The sequence below is a fragment of the Streptomyces sp. NPDC043738 genome, from assembly GCF_056436545.1.
In genome coordinates this window covers 98238-116728 of the sequence record NZ_JBWKCJ010000025.1, presented here as the reverse complement: position 1 = coordinate 116728, position 18491 = coordinate 98238, and the positions used below count along the sequence as shown (strand labels likewise).

16 protein-coding genes are annotated in these 18491 nt (G+C 74.4%); 4 read left to right on the top strand and 12 right to left on the bottom strand.

All coding sequences use genetic code 11. The annotated features are described in order from the left end of the window. Nucleotides 1–27: 27 nt before the first annotated feature. The 7 genes from AC0680_RS28115 to AC0680_RS28085 form a co-directional block, all read right to left on the bottom strand. A complete protein-coding gene (locus AC0680_RS28115; RefSeq protein ID WP_478633984.1) occupies nt 28–1623 on the bottom strand; it encodes an ABC transporter substrate-binding protein in 1596 nt (531 codons plus the stop codon). A gap of 138 nt (nt 1624–1761) precedes the next feature. Further along, complete coding sequence (locus AC0680_RS28110) at nt 1762–2553, bottom strand: class I SAM-dependent DNA methyltransferase (protein WP_478633982.1); 792 nt, start codon at nt 2551–2553, stop codon at nt 1762–1764. An 85-nt stretch (nt 2554–2638) separates the two neighbouring features. Continuing rightward, nucleotides 2639–3898: an MFS transporter gene (locus tag AC0680_RS28105; RefSeq protein WP_478633979.1), complete on the bottom strand. Its 1260-nt coding sequence runs from the start codon at nt 3896–3898 to the stop codon at nt 2639–2641. Then, nucleotides 3895–4947 carry a mandelate racemase/muconate lactonizing enzyme family protein gene (locus tag AC0680_RS28100; protein WP_478633976.1) on the bottom strand — a complete coding sequence of 351 codons (1053 nt, stop codon included), beginning with the start codon at nt 4945–4947 and terminating at the stop codon, nt 3895–3897. Before AC0680_RS28100 ends, AC0680_RS28105 begins: the two co-directional genes overlap by 4 nt. Continuing rightward, a complete protein-coding gene (locus AC0680_RS28095) occupies nt 4944–6035 on the bottom strand; it encodes a PLP-dependent cysteine synthase family protein (protein WP_478633974.1) in 1092 nt (363 codons plus the stop codon). The genes AC0680_RS28100 and AC0680_RS28095 overlap by 4 nt, the downstream gene beginning before the upstream one ends. Further along, entirely contained in the window at nt 6032–6883 is an 852-nt protein-coding gene (locus AC0680_RS28090; protein WP_478633971.1) for a Rossmann-like domain-containing protein, read from the bottom strand. The genes AC0680_RS28095 and AC0680_RS28090 overlap by 4 nt, the downstream gene beginning before the upstream one ends. After that, complete coding sequence (locus tag AC0680_RS28085) at nt 6880–8136, bottom strand: ATP-grasp domain-containing protein (protein ID WP_478633968.1); 1257 nt, start codon at nt 8134–8136, stop codon at nt 6880–6882. The genes AC0680_RS28090 and AC0680_RS28085 overlap by 4 nt, the downstream gene beginning before the upstream one ends. A gap of 155 nt (nt 8137–8291) precedes the next feature. Between AC0680_RS28085 and AC0680_RS28080 the strand changes: the two genes are divergently transcribed. Next, nucleotides 8292–9788: an alpha/beta hydrolase gene (locus AC0680_RS28080; protein WP_478633965.1), complete on the top strand. Its 1497-nt coding sequence runs from the start codon at nt 8292–8294 to the stop codon at nt 9786–9788. A gap of 232 nt (nt 9789–10020) precedes the next feature. Here AC0680_RS28080 and AC0680_RS28075 read toward each other — a convergent pair whose 3' ends face one another. Further along, entirely contained in the window at nt 10021–10653 is a 633-nt protein-coding gene (locus AC0680_RS28075; protein WP_478633963.1) for a GNAT family N-acetyltransferase, read from the bottom strand. Between the two features lie 157 nt (nt 10654–10810). On the opposite strand from AC0680_RS28075, the gene AC0680_RS28070 reads away from it, so the two are divergent. After that, nucleotides 10811–11932, top strand: a complete 1122-nt coding sequence (locus AC0680_RS28070; RefSeq protein ID WP_478633960.1) for a PP2C family protein-serine/threonine phosphatase — start codon at nt 10811–10813, stop codon at nt 11930–11932. Between the two features lie 132 nt (nt 11933–12064). After that, the gene (locus AC0680_RS28065) at nt 12065–12493 is read left to right on the top strand and encodes an SRPBCC family protein (protein WP_478633957.1); all 429 of its coding nucleotides are present in this window, start codon (nt 12065–12067) and stop codon (nt 12491–12493) included. A gap of 14 nt (nt 12494–12507) precedes the next feature. Here the strand turns inward: AC0680_RS28065 and AC0680_RS28060 are convergent, their stop codons facing one another. After that, nucleotides 12508–14640 carry a SpoIIE family protein phosphatase gene (locus AC0680_RS28060; protein WP_478633954.1) on the bottom strand — a complete coding sequence of 711 codons (2133 nt, stop codon included), beginning with the start codon at nt 14638–14640 and terminating at the stop codon, nt 12508–12510. 272 nt (nt 14641–14912) lie between these two features. Here AC0680_RS28060 and AC0680_RS28055 point away from each other — a divergent pair, with 272 nt between their 5' ends. Then, complete coding sequence (locus AC0680_RS28055; RefSeq protein ID WP_478633952.1) at nt 14913–16430, top strand: alpha/beta hydrolase; 1518 nt, start codon at nt 14913–14915, stop codon at nt 16428–16430. A gap of 17 nt (nt 16431–16447) precedes the next feature. Here AC0680_RS28055 and ku read toward each other — a convergent pair whose 3' ends face one another. From ku to AC0680_RS28040, 3 genes are all read right to left on the bottom strand, one after another. Then, complete coding sequence (gene ku, locus AC0680_RS28050; protein ID WP_478633949.1) at nt 16448–17425, bottom strand: non-homologous end joining protein Ku; 978 nt, start codon at nt 17423–17425, stop codon at nt 16448–16450. 203 nt (nt 17426–17628) lie between these two features. Next, nucleotides 17629–18024 carry a DUF7144 family membrane protein gene (locus AC0680_RS28045; RefSeq protein ID WP_478633947.1) on the bottom strand — a complete coding sequence of 132 codons (396 nt, stop codon included), beginning with the start codon at nt 18022–18024 and terminating at the stop codon, nt 17629–17631. A 224-nt stretch (nt 18025–18248) separates the two neighbouring features. Beyond that, nucleotides 18249–18473 carry a hypothetical protein gene (locus AC0680_RS28040; protein ID WP_478633945.1) on the bottom strand — a complete coding sequence of 75 codons (225 nt, stop codon included), beginning with the start codon at nt 18471–18473 and terminating at the stop codon, nt 18249–18251. Nucleotides 18474–18491 lie beyond the last annotated feature (18 nt).

Below are 18491 nucleotides of genomic sequence, written 5' to 3'. Positions count from 1 at the left end.
CCAGGGGGACCCCCACGCTCCGTCCGCTCACGCCAGCCAGACCTTGTCGAACCGCGCCCAGTCAAGGGAGTTGGCGGGCGCCTCGCGCTCGACGCCCCGCACGTTGCGGGCGGTGCCCAGGATCCAGTCGGCGAAGCCCCAGACCAGGAAGCCGCCCTCGGCGTACAGCCGCCGCTGCATGCGCGCGTAGACGGCGGCACGGTCCTTCCTGTCCCTGGTGGACTGCGCCTGCCGGTACAGGGCGTCGAAGTCCTTGTGCCGCCAGTGCGTGGCGTTGGTGGAGGAGTCGGTGAGCAGGCGCTGCGAGATATGGGACTCGATGGGCATGGCACCGGAGCGGTAGCAGCACAGCGTCCCGGAGTCCAGGATGTCGGTCCAGTAGCTGTCCTTGCTGCCGGTCCTGACCTCGATGCGCACTCCGGCCCCGGCTGCCTGGTCCCGGAAGATCGCCGCGGCCTCGGTGAATCCGGACGCGACGGGCGAGGTGTCGAGGGTGATCCGCAGCTTCTCGGCACCGGCCTGCTTCAGCAGGTGCCGCGCCCGGTCGAGGTCCGCGGTGCGCTGCGGCAGATGGCCGGCGTAGTACTCGTACCCCTTGCCGAACAGATCGTTGCCGACCTCGCCGGCACCGGACAGCGCACCGTCGACCAGCTCCTTGCGGTCGGCCATCAGGAAGAACGCCTCGCGGACCCGCCGGTCGTCGAACGGCGGCCGGTCGGTCTTCATCGCGAACGCCTGCATGGCGCTGTTGCGCAGCCGGACGATGGTGATCTGCCCCTGGTCCTCATGGGCGCGGGCGGTGGCGGGGTTCAGCTCGTGCGCGTACTCGACCTGGCCGCCCAGCAGGGCGTTGACCCGCGCCGACTCCTCGTTGGCGACGACGAACTCCAGCTCGTCGAGGTAGGGGGCACCGCCCCAGTAGGCGTCGTTGCGGCGGAAGACGGCGGACGTGCCGGGCGTGAACGACACGAAGCGGAACGGACCGCTGCCGATCGGCTTGCGGTCGAAGTCCCGGGCCCCCTCGGGGACGATGTACGCGCCGAACGCGGCGAGCACATTGGGGAATTCGGCGGTCGGTCGCTTGAGGACGAACTCGACGGTCCGCGCGTCCACCGCCCGGCTGGCCTTGAGATCGATCGGCTCCAGCGACGCCTTGGCCCGGAACGCCTTCTTCGGGTCGGCGATGCGGCGGTAGCTGTAGAGCACGTCCCGGGCCGTCACCGGACTGCCGTCGTGGAACGCGGCCTTGCGCAGCGAGACCCGCCACCGGTCCAGGCCCGCGTTCGGCTGCCACGCCGCGGCGAGCCGGGGCCGGGCGGCGAGATCGGGGCCGTAGTCGGCGAGCTTGTCGAAGAGTGCCTTGGCGCGGGCGGCGTCGGCGAAGAGGTTGGCGAGGTGCGGATCGAGGGTCTCGCTCGCACCGCCGCCCGCGAAGGCGGCGCGCAGCCGTCCGCCGCGCCGGGGTCTGCCGCCCTCGGAGGCGTCACCCGCCGAGAGCGGGGAGCCGGAGCAGCCGGCGAGCGCGAGCGCACCGAGCCCGGCCGCCCCGCCGGCGGCGGCGAGGAAACCCCGGCGGCGCAGCCCGGGGAGACGGGGGTCGTTGACGGGGACGTGGTGGTCCATGGCGGTGTCCTTCGAGAGCGGGCGGCGACAGAGCGGGATAGGGGGCGAGCGGGGGAGCGGGGAGCGTGATGTGGGGCCGGCGGCGGCCGTTCGGCACCCCGGTGGGAGCGGTGTCCGGCGCGGCGCCGACGGGCGCGGTCAGGTCTCCCGCGTGAGCCGGGCGACGAGATGGAGCCGGTCGCCGTCGGCCGTGGTGGCGGGCGGATCCCCCGCGCGCCAAGGAGGATCCGTGCGCGGGCCGGGCCGGTCGTAGAGGGCGAGCACTTCGAAGCCGTGGGCGCCGAGGAGATGGCGCAGTTCCTGCGGGAAGAGCAGCCGCCACGCGGAGTGCTGCTCGACCGGCGGCGAGGCGTCGTCGGCGGTCCACACCCGGGTACGGCACAGCAGTTGCGCGGCGCGGTCCACCCGCAGCGCCGTCGTCGACCGGTGGGTGACGCCCCGCCAGGTGAAGGCGCTGACGGACGGGCCGTCGAGCAGTTCGGTACGGCCGAGGAAGAAGGCCCCATTGCGCATCTCCGCCAGCAGCAGTCCACCGGGCGCCAGGGCCCGGCGGCACGAGGCGAACAGGCCGTCGAGCTCCTCGTTGGTGTGGCAGTACAGCAGGGCGCTGTCCAGGCACACCACGGCGTCGAAACGCCCTTCCCCCAGGTCGAAGCGGCGCAGATCGGCCCGGACGTACTCGGGCCCGGGGTGGTGGCGGCGGGCGTGGCCGAGCATCGCCTCGGACAGGTCGGCGCCGACGACCCTGCGGCCGGCGCCGTGCAGATGCGCGGCGTCGCGGCCGGTGCCGCAACCGAGGTCGAGGACCCGCGGACCGGCGCCGTACCGGCGCAGGCAGTCCTCGGCCCAGCGGCCGGCCAGCCGGGTGTCGTCGGGGAAGCGGGCCTCGTACAGGACCGGGTTGTCGGTCAGCAGGTTCGGGTCCGTCATGGGTGCTCCTTACGCGGTCGTGCCGGGCCGCGGCTGTCTGCCTCGTACCGCGCCGGCTGCGCCGTGCGCCGGCGTCGGACCGCCCTCATGCCGGCACCGGTTCGGCCGGCGTACGGTCGGGCAGGGACCGCAGGCGGTGCAGCCAGGCGACGGCCGCCGCGGAGAGGAGTCCGAAGGCCAGGCAGCACGCCCAGGGCAGCCACCGCGCGCCCGTGTGCTCACCGGCGTCCATCGCCCAGCCGACGACGGCATTGCCGACGGCCGCGGCGACGCCCGAGACCACGTAGAACAGCCCGAAGTACGTGCCGGTCAGCTCGGGGCGGCCGAAGCCGGGGATCAGCTCCATCACGAACGGCTGGGCGATCATCACGCCCAGGTAGAGCAGCAGGGCACCGCCCAGGACCGGCAGCAGGCGCAGCGCCGCGCCGACCGGGTCGCCATGTGCGGTCCCGGCCCCCGCCACCGCCATCGGCGGCAGGAAGCCCAGGCCCATCAGGGCGATTCCCCCGCTGATCCACCGGGCCCGGCTGCCCCGCTCCTTCAGGGCCCGGGTGAGGCGCAGCTGCAGCCCCAGGTTGGTGAGGGTGCCGACGAGGAACACCACGCCCGCCGCGCCGTCCCAGCCGGTGGCCCGGCGCGCGCCGTCGGGCAGCAGCAGATACAGCTGGTTCTCCATGGTGAACATGCCGACCATGGCCAGCGCGAACGCCACGAAGCCCCGGTTGCCGGCCACTTCGCGCCAGTCCGCCACGACGCTGTTCCCGGACGGCGCGACCGTGCCTGCCGGAAGCACCAGGGCCTGGGCCACCGTGAGCACCGCGAAGAGCCCGGACGCGGTGAGCGCGGCGACCCGGAAGTCGACCAGCAGCAGCGCGCTGCCGAGCAGCGGCCCCACCAGCGCGCCGGCCGTCGCGAACACGTTGAACAGGGCGAACGCCTCCGCCTTCCGCTCGCCCGCCGCCAGCGCGAGGTACGCGCGCACGGCCGGGTTGAACAGCGCCCCGGCCAGCCCGCTGAGCACCGAGGCGGCCAGCAGCACCGCCCATCCGTCGCCGAGCGCGAAGAGTCCGAAGCCGACGGTGCGCAGCCCGCAGCCGGCGATGATGACCCCTCGCGCGCCCAGCCGGTCCGCGGCCGACCCGCCGATCAGGAACAGGCCCTGCTGGCTGAGGTTGCGTACGCCGAGCACGATGCCGACGACCGCGGCCGACAGCCCGAGGTCCTCGCCGAGGTGGACGGCGAGGTAGGGGATGAGCAGATAGAAGCCGGTGTTCACGCCGAACTGGTTGACCAGCAGAAGCCGTATCGCGACGGGGAAGCCGCGGATCTCGCGCCAGGTCCTCACGGCCGCGCTCCGCGGTCCGTAAGCGGCCGCACGCCCAGGCCCGGGCGCCGGCTCGCCCGGACGGTGCCGTCGGTGCCGGCGATGCCGGTCCACGGGTCGTGGGCGAGCAGCAGATGCCCGTCGAGGTCGGTCCACCGGGCGCGGTCGGCGAGGTGGACGGCGGGGGCGATGCCGAGGGTGCTGGCGGTCAGGCAGCCGAGCATCAGCTCGGTGCCGCTCCCGGCGACCAGTTCGGCGATCCGCAGGGCCGCGCCGACCCCGCCGCACTTGGCGAGCTTGACGTTGATGCCCTGCACCCGCCCGGCCAGGCGACGGGCGTCCTCGTGGCCGACCGCGTCCTCGTCGGCGACGACCGGCAGCGGCGAGCGCTCGGCGAGCCTCGCCAGCGCCTCGGGGTCGCCGGGTGCGATCGGCTGTTCGACGGCCTCGACGCCGAGGGCCGCGAAGCGGTGCAGCAGGCGCTCCGCCTCGGTGGCGCGCCAGCCGCCGTTGGGGTCGAGCAGCAGCCGCGCCCCGGGCGCGGCGGCCCGTACGGCCCCGACGCGGGCCAGGTCGTCGGCGGGGTCGGGGGAGCCCGCCTTGATCTTGAGGACCGAGAAGCCGTCCCGCACCAGGCCGGCGGCGCGGGCCGCGGCCCGTTCCGGCGAGGTGAGGCCGAGGGTGCGGGCGGTCGCCGCGGACGGCGGGCCGGCGGCGCCGAGCAGGGTGTACAGCGGGGTGCCCGCGCGCTTGCCCACCAGGTCCAGCAGCGCGGACTCGACGGCGGCGGTCACGGCGGGCGGGGTGTCCGCCGGGCCGTGGCCGCGCAGCTCCTCCAGGGCGCTCTCCGGATCGGCGAAGCGGGCCAGCCACTGGGACCGGGCATGTATCAGCCGTCCGAGCGTGTCGGCGTCGAGGCCGTAGTACACGCTGGAGACGGCCTCTCCGTGGCCGTGCCGCCCCTCGTGCTCGACGGACAGCCAGACCGCCTCACGAGCCGCCATGGTGGAGCGGGATATGCGCAGCGGCTCGGCGAGGGCGAGGCGTACGGTGCGCTGACTGACTTTCACGGGATCTCCTGGCTGTGGGGGGTTCGGCGGGCGAGCGGGTCGGCGACGGCGCGGCACCGGGTCCAGCCGGTGGCCTCCACGGCCTGCGGGTGCGGGATCTCGACCGGACGGGTGGCGGCCCCGGCGGGGTCGAGGCCGTGCGCGGCGAGGAAGTCGTCGTCGTAGACGCTGCCGAGGTAGCGGTGCGGACCGTCGGGGAAGACCCCGGCGACGACGGCTCCCGGATGGACCCGGGCGGCCCAGGCCGCGACCAGGGCGACCGCCCCGGTGCTCCAGCCGCCGCTGACGAAGTTGCCGCGGGCCAGGCGTCGGCAGGCGTCGGCGGCCTCGGCGGGGCCGACCCAGTGGACCTCGTCGAACGCCTCGTAGGCGACATTGCGCGGATGGATGCTGCTGCCCAGGCCGCGCATCAGCCGGGGCCTGGCGGGCTGGCCGAAGATGGTCGAACCGGTGGCGTCGACGCCGATCAGCCGCAGCCGGGGCCAGTGCCGCCGCAGCGGGCGGACGATGCCGGCGCTGTGGCCGCCCGTGCCGACGCTGCACACCAGCACGTCGAGGTGGTCCAGCCCGGCGGCCAGCTCGGCGGCGAGCGAGGCGTAACCGGCCACGTTGTCGGGGTTGTTGTACTGGTCGGGCCAGTACGCGCCGGGCAGCCGCGCCAGCGTCTCCCGCAGCCGCGCCAGCCGCGCGGCCTGCCAGCCGCCCTCGGCCGCCGGGCGGTCGACGATCTCCAGGCGGGCGCCGTGGGCGCGCAGCAGCCGGCGCATCGAGGGCTCCAGCTCCGCGTCGCCCACCAGCACGACCGGATGCCCCAGGGCCTGGCCGGCGAAGGCCAGCCCGATGCCCAGGGTTCCGGAGGTGGACTCCACCACCGGTGCGCCCGGCCGCAGTTCGCCGCGCTCCTTGGCGCCGAGCAGCATGGACACCGCCGCCCGCGCCTTCATACCGCCGACGCCGAGCCCTTCGAGCTTGCCCCAGAAGCCGGGCTGCGGGCAGGGCAGATCGGCGGTGATGCGGGCGAGCGGGGTCCGGCCGAGCAGGGCCAGGAGCGAGGTGTTGCCGACGGGGCTGAGGACTGCTGTGGTCACCGGGCGTCCTCGGGGTGCTCGGGGCCGCCGTAGCGGTGGATGACGCCCGGACCGCCGTCGAGCCAGAAGAACGGGTACGGCTCGGCGCACACCGCGCTCACCCCGGCGCCGATGAGGCGCGGCAGCACCGCGCTGCCGGTCTGGGCGAACATCACCAGCGGCTTGCCGTGCTGCCGCGCGTGCCGGCGCAGCGGCTCGAAGCTGCCGTTGCCGAGCGTCATCCCCGAGGCCAGGACGGCCTCGCAGCGCGCCAGTTCCGCGGCCGCGTCGGTGCGCACCGGCTCGCCCCACTCCGTGGTACCGCCCTTGAGGTCGCAGGGTATGTACCGCACGCCCCGCGCCCGCAGCGCCTCCAGCAGCGAGTTCACCACCCCGACGACGAGCACGGTGCCTCCCGGCGGGACGTCGAGCAGCCCGGTGACGGCCCTGGCCCTCGCCCGGGACTTCGCCAGCGAACTCCCGGCGGGCAGCGGCCAGGGCCGTGCGCCGGCCGAGGGAGTGTGCGGCAGGACGTGTGCCAGGTAGGCGTCCAGCGCGGCCACCCGTACCGGCACCAGTTCATGCGTCAGCAGCCGGGCGACGTCGGCACCGACGCAGTCGTCCACCGCGCCGTCGGGCAGGGCGCCGGGCTCGACCGCGCACGAGCCGACCGCCGCGGCCAGGCGCAGGCTCAGCACCTCGTTGCGGTAGCCGCCGCCGCGCCCGTCGTGCCGTACGGACTGGCGCGTGGCGAAGGCCACCGCGATCCGGGTGGTGCGCGGGTCGGGGCCGAAGCCACCGGCCAGCACCCGCTCGACGAGTTCGTCGTACGAGGCCGCGGTGCGGTGGGGGGCGGTGCGGGCGCTCATCGGGCGGCCACCTTCGGACACAGCGCCGAGAGCAGGGCCTCGACCCGCTCGCGGGCTCCGGGCCCCTCGGCGTCGCCGGCCATGACGTGGCCCAGGTACTCGTTGTTGCTGCCCGCGGCCCTGACCACCTTGCCGGGTTCGGCGAGTTCCAGCTCCAGCAGGCCGTCGGCCCCGCGCACCTCGTCGGCTCCGCCGACGGACGCGAGCACGCCCGCGGCATCCGGCACCAGGAACCCGATGGCGGCGCTGCGCAGCCCGGTTGCCCGCGGCCGCAGGTCCGGCTCGCGGCCGAGGGCCACGTCGACAGCGGCGGCGGCCAGGTCGATCCCCGCCACATGGCGGACGAGTTCGGTGATGCGGTTGCCGGCGGGGCGCGGATTGACCTCGACGACCCGGGGGCCGTCGGCGGTCAGCTTGATCTCGGTGTGCGCCACCACCGCGTCCAGACCGAGGGCGGCCACCGCCCGGCGGGCGGTCTGGGCGGCCGCCTCGGCGTCGGCGGGGGAGAGCGCCGCGGGGTACATGTGCCCCGTCTCGACGAAGGCCGGTGCACCGCCGACGCTCTTGTCGGTCACCCCGACCACCTGCGTCGTCCCGTCGAACGACACCGTCTCCACGCTGACTTCGGGCCCGTGGAGCAGCTCTTCGAGCAGCACCACCGGCGCGCGCCGCTGGCCGCGCGCGTTGACGGGGAAGTCGGCGAGCGCCTGGTGGGCACGGGCCAGCCCGGCCTCGTCGTCGACGCGGCGGACGAACATCCCGGCGCACAGGTCCACCGGCTTCAGTACGAGCGGATAGCCGATCTCCCGCGCCGCGCCGGCGGCCTCGGAGCGGTCCGCGCAGACGGCGAAGCGCGGCCCGGGCAGTCCGGCGTCGGCCAGCACCCGGCGGGTGGCGTCCTTGCGGCAGGCGCTGTCGACCGCGGCGGGAGCGGGGCCCGCCAGGCCCAGCCGGGCGGCGATCCGCGCGGCCGTCGGGAGGTAGTAGTCGCACGACGTGATCACCCCGTCGAAGCCCAGCGCGTCGTGGAGGTGCTCGACGAGGGGCAGCAGGGTTTCGAGGTCGTTGGTGTCGGCGGTCAGTACGTTGCGCGCCGACAGCAGCGGATGCGCGGCGCCCTCGGGCGCGGTGCGCAGGTAGTGGTGCAGGTCACGGGTGAGGAAGGTGAACTCGTGCCCGCCCTCGCGGATCGCTCGTGGCAGCAGCCTGCTCATCGATCCGACCCAGCTCTCGACCATCAGCAGATGGGCCACGGTTTCCCTTTCACGGAAGGCGAGTTGGACGCAGGCCGGCCGGGCTCCGGGCAGGGAGACGGGCCGCCTTGACGAGTCCCCACCTTAACGATAATCGTTTTCATTGTCATCTGAGGCCCCGTTGTCCACTCGTCGATCCCGTGAAGAGGAACCCCGTGACTCCCGCCGTACGCCGCCGACGTGCCCGGCGCGCCCTGGTGGCCGCCGCCACCGCCACCGCCCTGGTCCCGGCCGCCCCCGTCCACGCCGGCGCCCCGAAGCCGCCACTCCGCTTCGGCGCCTGCCCGCAGTCCGTACCGGCCCCGGCGGCGCCCGACCGCGTCGAATGCGGCTGGCTGAGCGTCCCCCTCGACTGGGCGCACCCGGACGGCAGGCGCATCCGCATGGCCGTGTCCCGCGTACGCGCCTCCGGCCCACCCGCCCGGCGTCGCGGTGTCCTGCTGGTGAACCCGGGCGGGCCCGGCGGGCCGGGCGTGCCCTACGCCGTCACCAAGCGCGCCAAGCTGCCCGAGAGCGTGCGCCGCTCGTACGACGTGATCGGGTTCGACCCGCGCGGCACCGGGCGCAGCGCGCCCGTCGACTGCGGCCCGATGGGGGGCCTCTTCGCCGCCCCCGGCCCCGACCCCCTGCCGGTCGGACGCCCGGCGGAGGAGGCGTACCTCGACTCGCTCCGGCGGCTGGCCGGCGACTGCGCCGACGGCGCCGGCGATGCCCTGGCCCACCTGTCCACCACCGAGACCGCCCGCGACATGGATGCCCTGCGCGCCGCTCTCGGCGAGCGGCGGATCGGCTTCCTCGGTGTGTCCTACGGCAGTTACCTCGGCGCCGCCTACGCCGCACGGTTCCCGCGGCACGTCGGCCGGATGGTGCTGGACAGCGTCGTCGGCCCCTGGGGGTGGTACGACTTCGACCTGCGGCAGAGCCGGGCGCTGCTGCGCCAGCGCGAGGTGTTCTTCGCCTGGGCCGCCCGGCACGATGCGCGCCTCGGCCTCGGCGGCAGCGCCGGCCGGGTCCGGGCCGCCTATCTGCGGGCGCGCCGGGCGCTCGCGGCCCACCCCGTGGACGGCTTCGGATCCGCCGCGTTCGACCGCGCCGTCTACCGGGCCCTCGGCCGCACCGAACGCTGGGCGGACCTCGCGGCCGGCATCCATGCGTACCTGCGGTACGGCGGCACCGAACTCCTGCGCCCCGACGACCCCTTCGACGGGGCCGCGTCACGCGCCTTCCAGTCCGCGAACCGCGTGGTGAAGTGCGCGGACGGGCCCGGTCCCACGCCCGGACGGGTCACGGCCGACCTGCGGCGCCTGCGGCGGCACGACCCCCAGCCGCTCGTCACGGGAATGGAGGCCTCGGCCTGCGCCTACTGGCACCACGAGCCCGCCCACCGCACCCGCCTGGGCAGTCCGGCGGCGCCCCCGGTCCTGCTGATCGCCTCGGCGCACGACCCCGTCACCCCCATCGAGGGCGCCCGCCGGCTCCGCCGCCACCTGCCCGGCTCGCGCCTGATCACCCTTCACCACGACTACTCCCACGGCGTGTTCGCGAGCCGGGGCAACGCCTGCGTGGACGGCGCCGCCGCCGCGTACCTGGTCGACGGGACCGTCCCCGCGGCGGATGTGCACTGCACCGGCCCGGGGCTGCCGACGCCGTGAGGTCCTGGGGGAGGTGGTGCGTGGGGTCCTAGGGGGCGGGCGAACGGATCCCGTAGGGGGAGCGAGCGCCCCCTGTGGGCCACAACGTGGCGGGGGCGGGGGGTATTCCGGGGGCGGGGTCGCGGGGGCGCGGGGACCACGGGACCGCGGGGCTACGGGACCGCGGGACCGCGGGGCCACGGGGCCACGGGAACCACGGGAGCCAGGAGTTGGCCCCGTACGGGCTGGCTCCCTACGGGCGGTAGACGCACGCCGCCAGCGGGGCGTGGGTCTTCCAGCCCAGGGTCTCGTAGAGCGCGCGCCCCTCGTCGGTCGCGCCGAGCACGCCGAGGGTCGCGCCCGCGGCCACGGCGTGGTCGGCGAGGGTGCGCATCACCAGGCCGCCCAGGCCGCGGCGGCGGTGCGCCTCCTGGGTGACGACGCGGTCGACGACCGCGGCCCGCCCGAGGACCGCCAGCTGCCCCTGAGCCGCCAACTCGCCGGCCGCCGAGTGCACTTGGGCGTAGGTGACGCCGACGCGGGTCTCCAGGGACACGGTGTACCCCGCGGGTGCCACCGGGTCCGTGGCCGTCAGGTCCGCGGCCATCAGATGGCCGGCCTCGTCCTCGTCCACCACCCACCCCGCGGGCAGCCAGGGGCCGATGCCGTCCGGATCCATGGGCACCTTGAGCCAGGTGTGCGGCACGGTCACCGAGGCGGCGGCCGCACGTACCGCCGACTCATGCGCCTCGGGCAGGACATGGCGGCCCACCTGGTCGGGCTTGCCCACGTCGAGATAGCACCCCCAGGGCCGCTCGGCCGGCGGCGGGGTGGCGCGGGAGACGGCCCAGCCCGCCGCCCAGGTCCTGACGAGTCCCGGAATCATCAAACCCTCCCTGAAGGGGAACGAGTAATAGGCTTAATGCCTGTGCGCACATTACCTACGATGGAGGGGTGTGGCATCCGCTTTTCCCGTAGTGCCTGAACCGCGGTGCTCACCGGCCGGCGCGGCGCGGCGGTCGTCACAGGTGTAGAGAGGAGTTATGAGCATCCGGCGCGGTGTCACCCGGGGCGGTGCCACCCGGCTCGGCGGCGCCTGGCGGCCGAAGCACGGGTTGCTGGCCGTGCCGCTGGCGATCATCGTCGCCGTCACGGTGATCGACATCCATACGCCGACGACCATCCACCTGGGCCCGCTCCTGGTCGCCGCGCCCGCGATCACCGCCTCCTTCGCCGGAGCCGGTCTCACCGGCGCCGTCGCGGCCCTCGCCGTGGCGGCGCAGATCGTCGTCGGCCATCTGCACGGCGGGCTGATGACCGCCAACCACCAGGCGCAGATCGCCGCCCTGATCGTGATCGGTGCGTTCCTCACGTTCTTCCGGTACGTACGAGACCGGCGCGAGCGGCGGCTGAGCCAGGTGCAGTCGGTGGCCGTCGCGACCCAGCACGTCCTGATGCGGCCGCTGCCCGAGCGGATCGGGCCGCTGCAGATCGCGTCCGCGTACATCGCCGCCGAGGCCGAGTCCCAGATCGGCGGGGACCTGTACGCGGCGGTACCGGCCCCCGGCGCGATCCGCCTGGTCATCGGCGACGTACGCGGCAAGGGCCTGTCCGCCATCGAAGAGGCCGCGGTGCTGATCGGGGCCTTCCAGGGCTCCGCCTACCGCAACCTCTCGCTGCCCGGCATCGTGGCGCACCTGGGCAACTCCGTGCACTGGAACATTGCCCACCTCGCCGCGGGCGAGGCCGAAGCGGCGGAGTCCTTCGTGACCGCGCTGGTCATGGACGTCCACCACGACTGCCCCGCCCTGTCGATGGTCAACTGCGGACATCCGCCGCCGCTGCTGCTGCGGGACGACCGGGTCCATGCCCTGGAGGTCCGCGAGCCCGCCCTTCCGCTGGGTCTCAGTGCCCCCTCGGAGAGCGAGTACGAGGTCGAGACGTTCGGATTCGACGTCGGCGACCTTCTCCTCCTCTACACCGACGGGGTGGTCGAGGCCCGGGGCCGGGACAACGCGTTCTACCCGCTGGTCGAACGGGTCGCCTCCTGGCGCGAGACCGATCCGCCGTCACTGGTGCGCCGCCTCCACCACGACCTGCTCCAGTACGCCGGGGGAAACCTCGGCGACGACGTCGCGATGATCGCGATCGCGAGATGCCCGTGAGCCGCTCGCCGTGCTGCCGCTCAGCCCTTCGCCGCTCGCCCCGAGCCGCCCGACCCGGGTCGCCTCCGGACCCGGCCCGGAGCACCCTGGAGACGTAACCGCGTAGCCATGAGCCGAGCAGTGAGGTGCCTGATGAGCACACTCGAAGAACACATCGACATCAGCGTTCCCCTCCATACGGCCTGGGAATGCCTTCATCGCGCGGAGACCTATCCGCGGTTCGTGGACGGCGTGCGCGAGGCGCGTACCGAGGGCGAACTGACGCATCTCGACGTGGACGCGGGCGGCCGGTCCCAGGCGCTCGACATCCAGATCACCGACCGTGACCAGGACAACCTGATCAAGTGGCGGACCACGAGCGGTCCCGAACTGGCGGGCACCTTCTCGCTGCAGCCGATCGACGGGGAGCACACCAGGCTCCAGGCCCGGTTCGAGTACGAGCCCGGCACCGTCACGGATGCCTTCGGCGGGCCGAAGGGGTTCGCCCAGGCGGCCGCGATCGAGCGGGGCGTACGCAGCGACCTCCAGCAGTTCAAGGAGCTGGTGGAAACCCAGCGGTGAAGGGACGTCAGGCGTCAGGACCGGACATCCGGGCGGGCCGGCTCTGAGGCCAGCAGCATCAGGGCGACGTCGTCCTGCCGGTCCGCCTCGCTCTGACGGGCCCGCAGGAGGGCGTCGGCGAGGCGGTCGGGACCCTGCCAGGGGGCGTCGTCGAGCCGCCGGGCGAGGCCGGCCACGGAGTGCTCCAGGTCGACCCCCGGGGTCTCGACCAGGCCATCGGTGTAGAGGGCGAGTACGGACCCGGGCGGCAGCTCGACCTCGGTGGCCTCGTACCGGGCGGCGGGGTCGATGCCCAGCAGCAGTCCCTGGGGGACCTTCAGCACCGTGGCGTGCCCGTCGGGGTGCCGCAGGACCGGGGGCGGATGGCCGGCGCTGGCCAGACGCGCCCGCCGGGTGCGCAGGTCGATGTGGACGTACAGGCAGCTGGTGAACAGGTCCGGGTCGAGGTCGGTCAGCAGCCGGTTCGTACGGGCCAGCACCTCGCCCGGTGCGGCTCCGGCGGTCGCATGGGCGTGTACGGCGGTGCGGGCCTGTCCCATGAGGGCCGCGGCGGCCGCGTTGTGGCCCTGGACGTCACCGATCACCGCGGCGGCGCTGCCCTCGTCCAGGCGGATCAGGTCGTAGAAATCGCCGCCGATGTCCATCCCGCGGGTCGACGGCAGATAGCGGGCGGCGACGGCGAGCCCGGGCACCACGGGAAGGCTGTGCGGCAGCAGCCCCGCCTGCAGGTCGTGGGCCAGTTGCTGCTTGGTGTCGTACAGCCGGGCGCGGTCCAGGGCCTGGGCGATCAGCCCGGCCAGCGAGGTCAGGACCTGGCGTTCCTCCCGGCTGAAGGTGCGGGGCCGGGTGTAGCCGAGGATGCAGCAGCCGACGGGGCGGCCGGAGACGATCAGCGGCAGCACGGCCCGGGCCGCCTTGCCCGTCAGCTGCGGCAAACCGGGGTAGAGGCTCTCGATCTCCTCGGGGGAGGAGAAGAAACGGGGCTCCCCGGTGGCCAGGGCGTGCACGGCCGGGCTGTTGGCGGCGCCGAGGGCCACGCCTTCGAAGTGGGCGACGGCTTCGGCGGAGTACCCCCGGTGGCCGATGGTGCGCAGCCGGCCGCCCTCCGCCGCGTAGACGAGCACACCCTGGGCGCCGAAGGCCGGCACGATCTGGTCGGCGACCAGGTCCACGACGTCCTGGACCCCCACGGCCTCGGTGAGCGCGGCGGCCAGGTGCAGTACGTGGTAGATCTGCCCGGCGCGTACCGGCACCACCGCCTCCGGCCCCGTGAGGTCGGCCGGCGCGGGCGGGTCGTCCACCGCGTCCGCGGGGTTGATCCATACGCTCAGGCCCCTCCCGTCCGGGAACAGCCGGAAGGTGAGCCAGCGGTCCGGAGGGCGGCGGGCGGTGAAGGACACCGGCCGGCGGCTGATCACCGCCGCGCGGTAGCGGTCCTCGAAGACCGGATCGCGCAGCCACCGCAGGACGTCCCAGGGGCGCGCCCCGATCAGCCGGCTCTCCGGCTCGCCGAGCAGCTCCACCGCCCCGGTCGTCACGAGGGTGATGCGGCCGTCCAGGTCGAGGGCGCAGGCGCCACCCGGCAGACGTTCGAGGTAGTCGACGGCCGCCAGGGCCTCCCGCGCGCCGACGGGTCGCACGGGTGGGGGCGACAGCACGCGGGGCGCCCCGGGCGGCGGCACCCGGCCACCGGCACCGGAACGGTCGGCCAGCAGGGCCGCCAGTCGCCGGCAGGCGCCCTCGATCGCCGCCCGCTCCTCCGCCGACAGCTGCGGCGGATGGCCCGCGGGCCACAGCAGCAGCAGGGCGCCCCGGCTGCTGTCGCCGTCGCCGATCGGCGCCGCGGCCAGCGAGAAGTCGTAGGGGACGGCCACCGCCGTGCGGGGGAAGTCACGGGCCAGCTGCTGGGGGCCGTTCGCCCACACCAGGCACCGGTGGCGGGCCGCGACGGCGACCGGGATCGGGGCCGCGAGGGCGACCCGGCCCCACGGGTCCAGGAACGGAGCCGGGATGCCGCTCATGACCGTCAGCTCCAGCACCGGCTCGTCGGGCGCCAGCACATACAGCCCCCCGGCCGACGCCCCGGAGTCCCGCAGCGCCTGGAGCAGGGCCCGGTCCACCGGGCCGGAACCGGTCCCGCCGCTCATCTCGCACCTTCGCACCGCTGCCGCTGTGACATCGCGGCCACAGGGGCCGCCGCCGGCCCTCCCGGGCCATTGCCGACGTTACGCCGCCCGCCGGGCCGCGGCACGCGGGTACCCGGCCGCCCGGCCTGCCGCAGGACGGCCGCGCGGTGCGGAAGAGGTGCGACGGCCCTAGGCTCGGAGATATGCCGGGAACACGCCGTGCGCCGTCTCGTGTGGGAGTAGGGGGAGCACGGTGTGTTCGCCGGCGCGGGGCGTCGCTGCGGCTGCCGGCCGTGGGCGCGGTGGTGGCGCTGCTCGCCCTCTTCGCGGGAACTCCGGCCGCCACGGCCGTCGATGACCCGGATTTGGCGCGCTTCTACCAGCAGCGGCTCGCCTGGGAGCCCTGCGGACAGGACATGCGCAGCGGCACACCGGGGCAGGACGCCACCCAGCCGCCGGGCTATCAGCAACGCCTGGAGTGCGCCCGGCTGGAGGTGCCGCGCGACTACGCCGACCCCGCACGCACCACGCTGCGGGTCCAGCTGATCCGGCTGCGCGCCACCGGACCCGGCGAGCGGCTCGGTTCCCTGGTGATCAACCCCGGCGGGCCGGGTGCCTCCGGCGTGGACTATCTGATCGACAACGGGAGCGCCTTCGCCCGGCTGGGGCAGCGCTACGACATCGTCAGCTTCGACCCGCGCGGCACCGGCCGCACCGAACCCGTCACCTGCGGTACCGACCTCGCCCCCGCCGAGGGTGGACAGGACACCCTGGCGGCGAAGGAGAAGCGCATCAACGACGCCTGCGGCCGGTACTCCGGCGGGCTGCTGCCCTGGGTCGGCACCCCCGACGTCGCCCGGGACATGGACGTGCTGCGTGCCGCGGTCCACGACGGCAAGCTCAACTACCTGGGGTTCTCCTACGGCAGCAAGCTCGGCGCGGTCTACGCCCACCAGTTCCCGGACAAGGTCGGCCGGATGGTCCTCGACAGCGTCGAGGACCCGACCAAGAACACCTGGCAGACCGCACTGGCCCAGGCGAAGGGCTTCCAGCGGGCGCTGGACGACTTCGCCGCCGACTGCATACGGGCCAAGGACTGCCCGATGGGCACCGACGGGCGCCGTGCGCAGGACCAACTGAGCAGCTGGTACCGGCAGTTGAGTGACCGCCCGATGACGGTGAAGGGGAGGACGGTCGACCAGACGACGTATGTCTACGCGCTGCGCGAGGCCCTCTACAGCAGAAGCGACTGGCCGGCGCTGCGGCAGGCGCTGGCGCAGCTGCGGCGCGGCGACGGCGCCGGCATCCTCCGGCTGAGCGACGCCGGCGGCAGCCAGGCCGGCGGCGCCCACCGGGTCCCGGCGCGGCAGGCCGGCCGGGACAAGCTGCCGCCGCAGGACCAGCTGGCCCTGCGGGCGGTCTCCTGCCGGGACACCTCGGAGCGCTACGACGCCGAGGACTACCCCCGAGCGGAGCGGGAACTCACCCGGGCCTCCCCGCTCTTCGGCCCGGACATCGCCCCGACCCTGCTGGACTGCTACGGCTGGCCCGCCGCGGGCGACGACTCCTCCCGCGAGGTGGCGGCCCCCGACGCGCCTCCCCTCCTGCTCGTCGCGACCACCAACGACCCGGCGACACCGTACGAGGGCGCCCTCAACATGGCCCGTGAACTGGACAACTCCAGCATGGTGCTGACCTACCGCGGCGAGGGGCACGCCGCCTACGCCTCCGGTGACGCCTGCATCCAGGGGTACGTCGACGACTTCCTGCTGGACGGCAGGATGCCCAAGCCCCACACCTCCTGCGGCTGAGCCGCGGCCCGATGGGCTCAGCCGGCCCGCCGGCCGCGTCCGGTCCCGGTCTCCTTCGCCGCCTGCGGCTTCTTGGCGGCGGTCTTCCTGCCGGCCCCGGAGGCGGCTTGGGCGGTGGCCTTCTTGGCGGCGGTCTTGGCGGTGGCCTTCTTCGCGGGCGGCTTCTTCGCCCCGCCCTTCTTCGCGGCGGGCCCGGATCCCTCCTCCTCGCCGCGCGACCGCTTGGCGGCGCGCACGCTGTCCTGCAGGGCCGCCATCAGGTCCATCACCTGGCCCGCGGGCGGCTCCTCGCCGGCCTCGAACGCCGGTTCGCGATGCGCCAGCTTCGCTGCCACGATCTCGTCGAGCGCCTCCCGGTAGTGATCGTGCACATCGTCCTCGGACAGCCCGCCGTAGGAGTCCATCAGGGCCTCGGCGGCCGCCACCTCCTTGGCGGCGATCTTCTCCTGCCGCTCGGGCAGCACCCCGTCCATCGGGCGGATCTGGTGCGGCCACAGCAGCACCTGCATCACCAGCGCGCCCTCCAACGGGCGGATCACGGCCAGCGTCTCCCGCCCGTGCAGCGCGATCTTGCCGAGCCCGACGCGCTGGTGCCGCTCCATCGCCTCGCGCAGCAGCACATAGGGCTTGGCCGCGGCGGGGCTGTCGACACCCAGGTAGTAGCCCTTGCCCATCTGCAGCGGGTCGATGTCACCGCCGGCGACGAAGGCCAGGATCGTCAGCGTCTTCGCGGTCGGCAGCGGCAGCGCGTCCAGATCGTCGTCGCTCAGCGGTACGACGGTCTCGCCGTCGCCGGGCCGGTAGCCGCGGCCGATCTCGTCCGGGGGGATCTCGACGCCCTCCAGCGAGCACACGGGCTGATTGCGCACCCGCCCGCCGTCCGCCGTGTGGATGCGCACGAAGCTGACCGACGCCGAGCTGTCCGTGGCGTTGTACGCGGCGACCGGGATCGTGACCAGGCCGAAGCTGATGGAGAACTTCGCCGTGGGACGCATGGGGGCCGCCTTCATCGGTGCCGGTCGGCTCCATGCTAGACGGGGCGGAGGAAGCGCACATCCCGGGATGGATCACCTGTCCCGGGAGGGATCGGGCGCGCCGTACGGACGGACTCCCGGCCCCGCGGGACGGATCGCCGTCCGGCGAGGACCGGGAGTCGTGGTCCGGTGTGAGGGCACACGGGGCGCCCGGACGCCCGGCCTCAGGTCACCGGGTGCCGGTGGTCTCCCGCGCACAGCGCCCAGATGATGAAGATGTTTATCGCGACCAGCACGATGGCCCAGAACGGGTAGAACGGGATCCACAGGAAGTTCGCCAGTGCCGCGAGGCCCGCGAGGACGACACCGAGGACGCGGGCCCATGTCGCACCGCTCATCAGCAGCGCGACGCCCGCGAGGAGGATGACCAGGCCCAGGATGAGATGGATCCAGCCCCAGCCCGTGAGGTTGAACGAGAACACGTAGTTCCGCGTCGTGACGAAGACGTTGTCCTTGGCGATTGCGGAGATGCCCTCCAGGAAGGCCATCGCACCACCGAAGATCATCAGTACGGCGGCGAATGCCGTCCAGCCGCCGACGCTTTGCTTCTGAGGGGCCATGGTCCACTCCTCACTTGAGAAACCTGGCCGCCGGCACGGACCCGCCGGTGGTCATGCCCTGATTCCACGTTTCCACAGGCACCGACCGTCCGCATGTCAGGGACCTGCACCGCGGGCCGGGCGCGCGGAGGTGCCGTACCGCCGACGCGCGGCAGGCACCGGTGGCTGACAGGCCCTCATGCGCGCGGCGGTCCGGCCCGGCGGGGCCCCGGTGCGGGCCCGCTTCAGTCGGGCGGCTCGGGGGCGGGGTTCTCCTCCGGTTCCCCACCCGGCGGTTCCTCGGGTCGTGGGCCCGGCTCGTCCGGAACCGGCTCGGCCGGGACCGGGTCGCGCGGCACCGGCTCCGGCCGGCTCGGCACGGGGCCGGGCCCGTCGGGCGCCGGTTCGGTGGCCGACGCCCCGGCGGCCGGGACGCCGGCGGCGGTGGCGGCTGTGGTCGTGGCGGTCATAGCGCTCTCTCCTTTTCC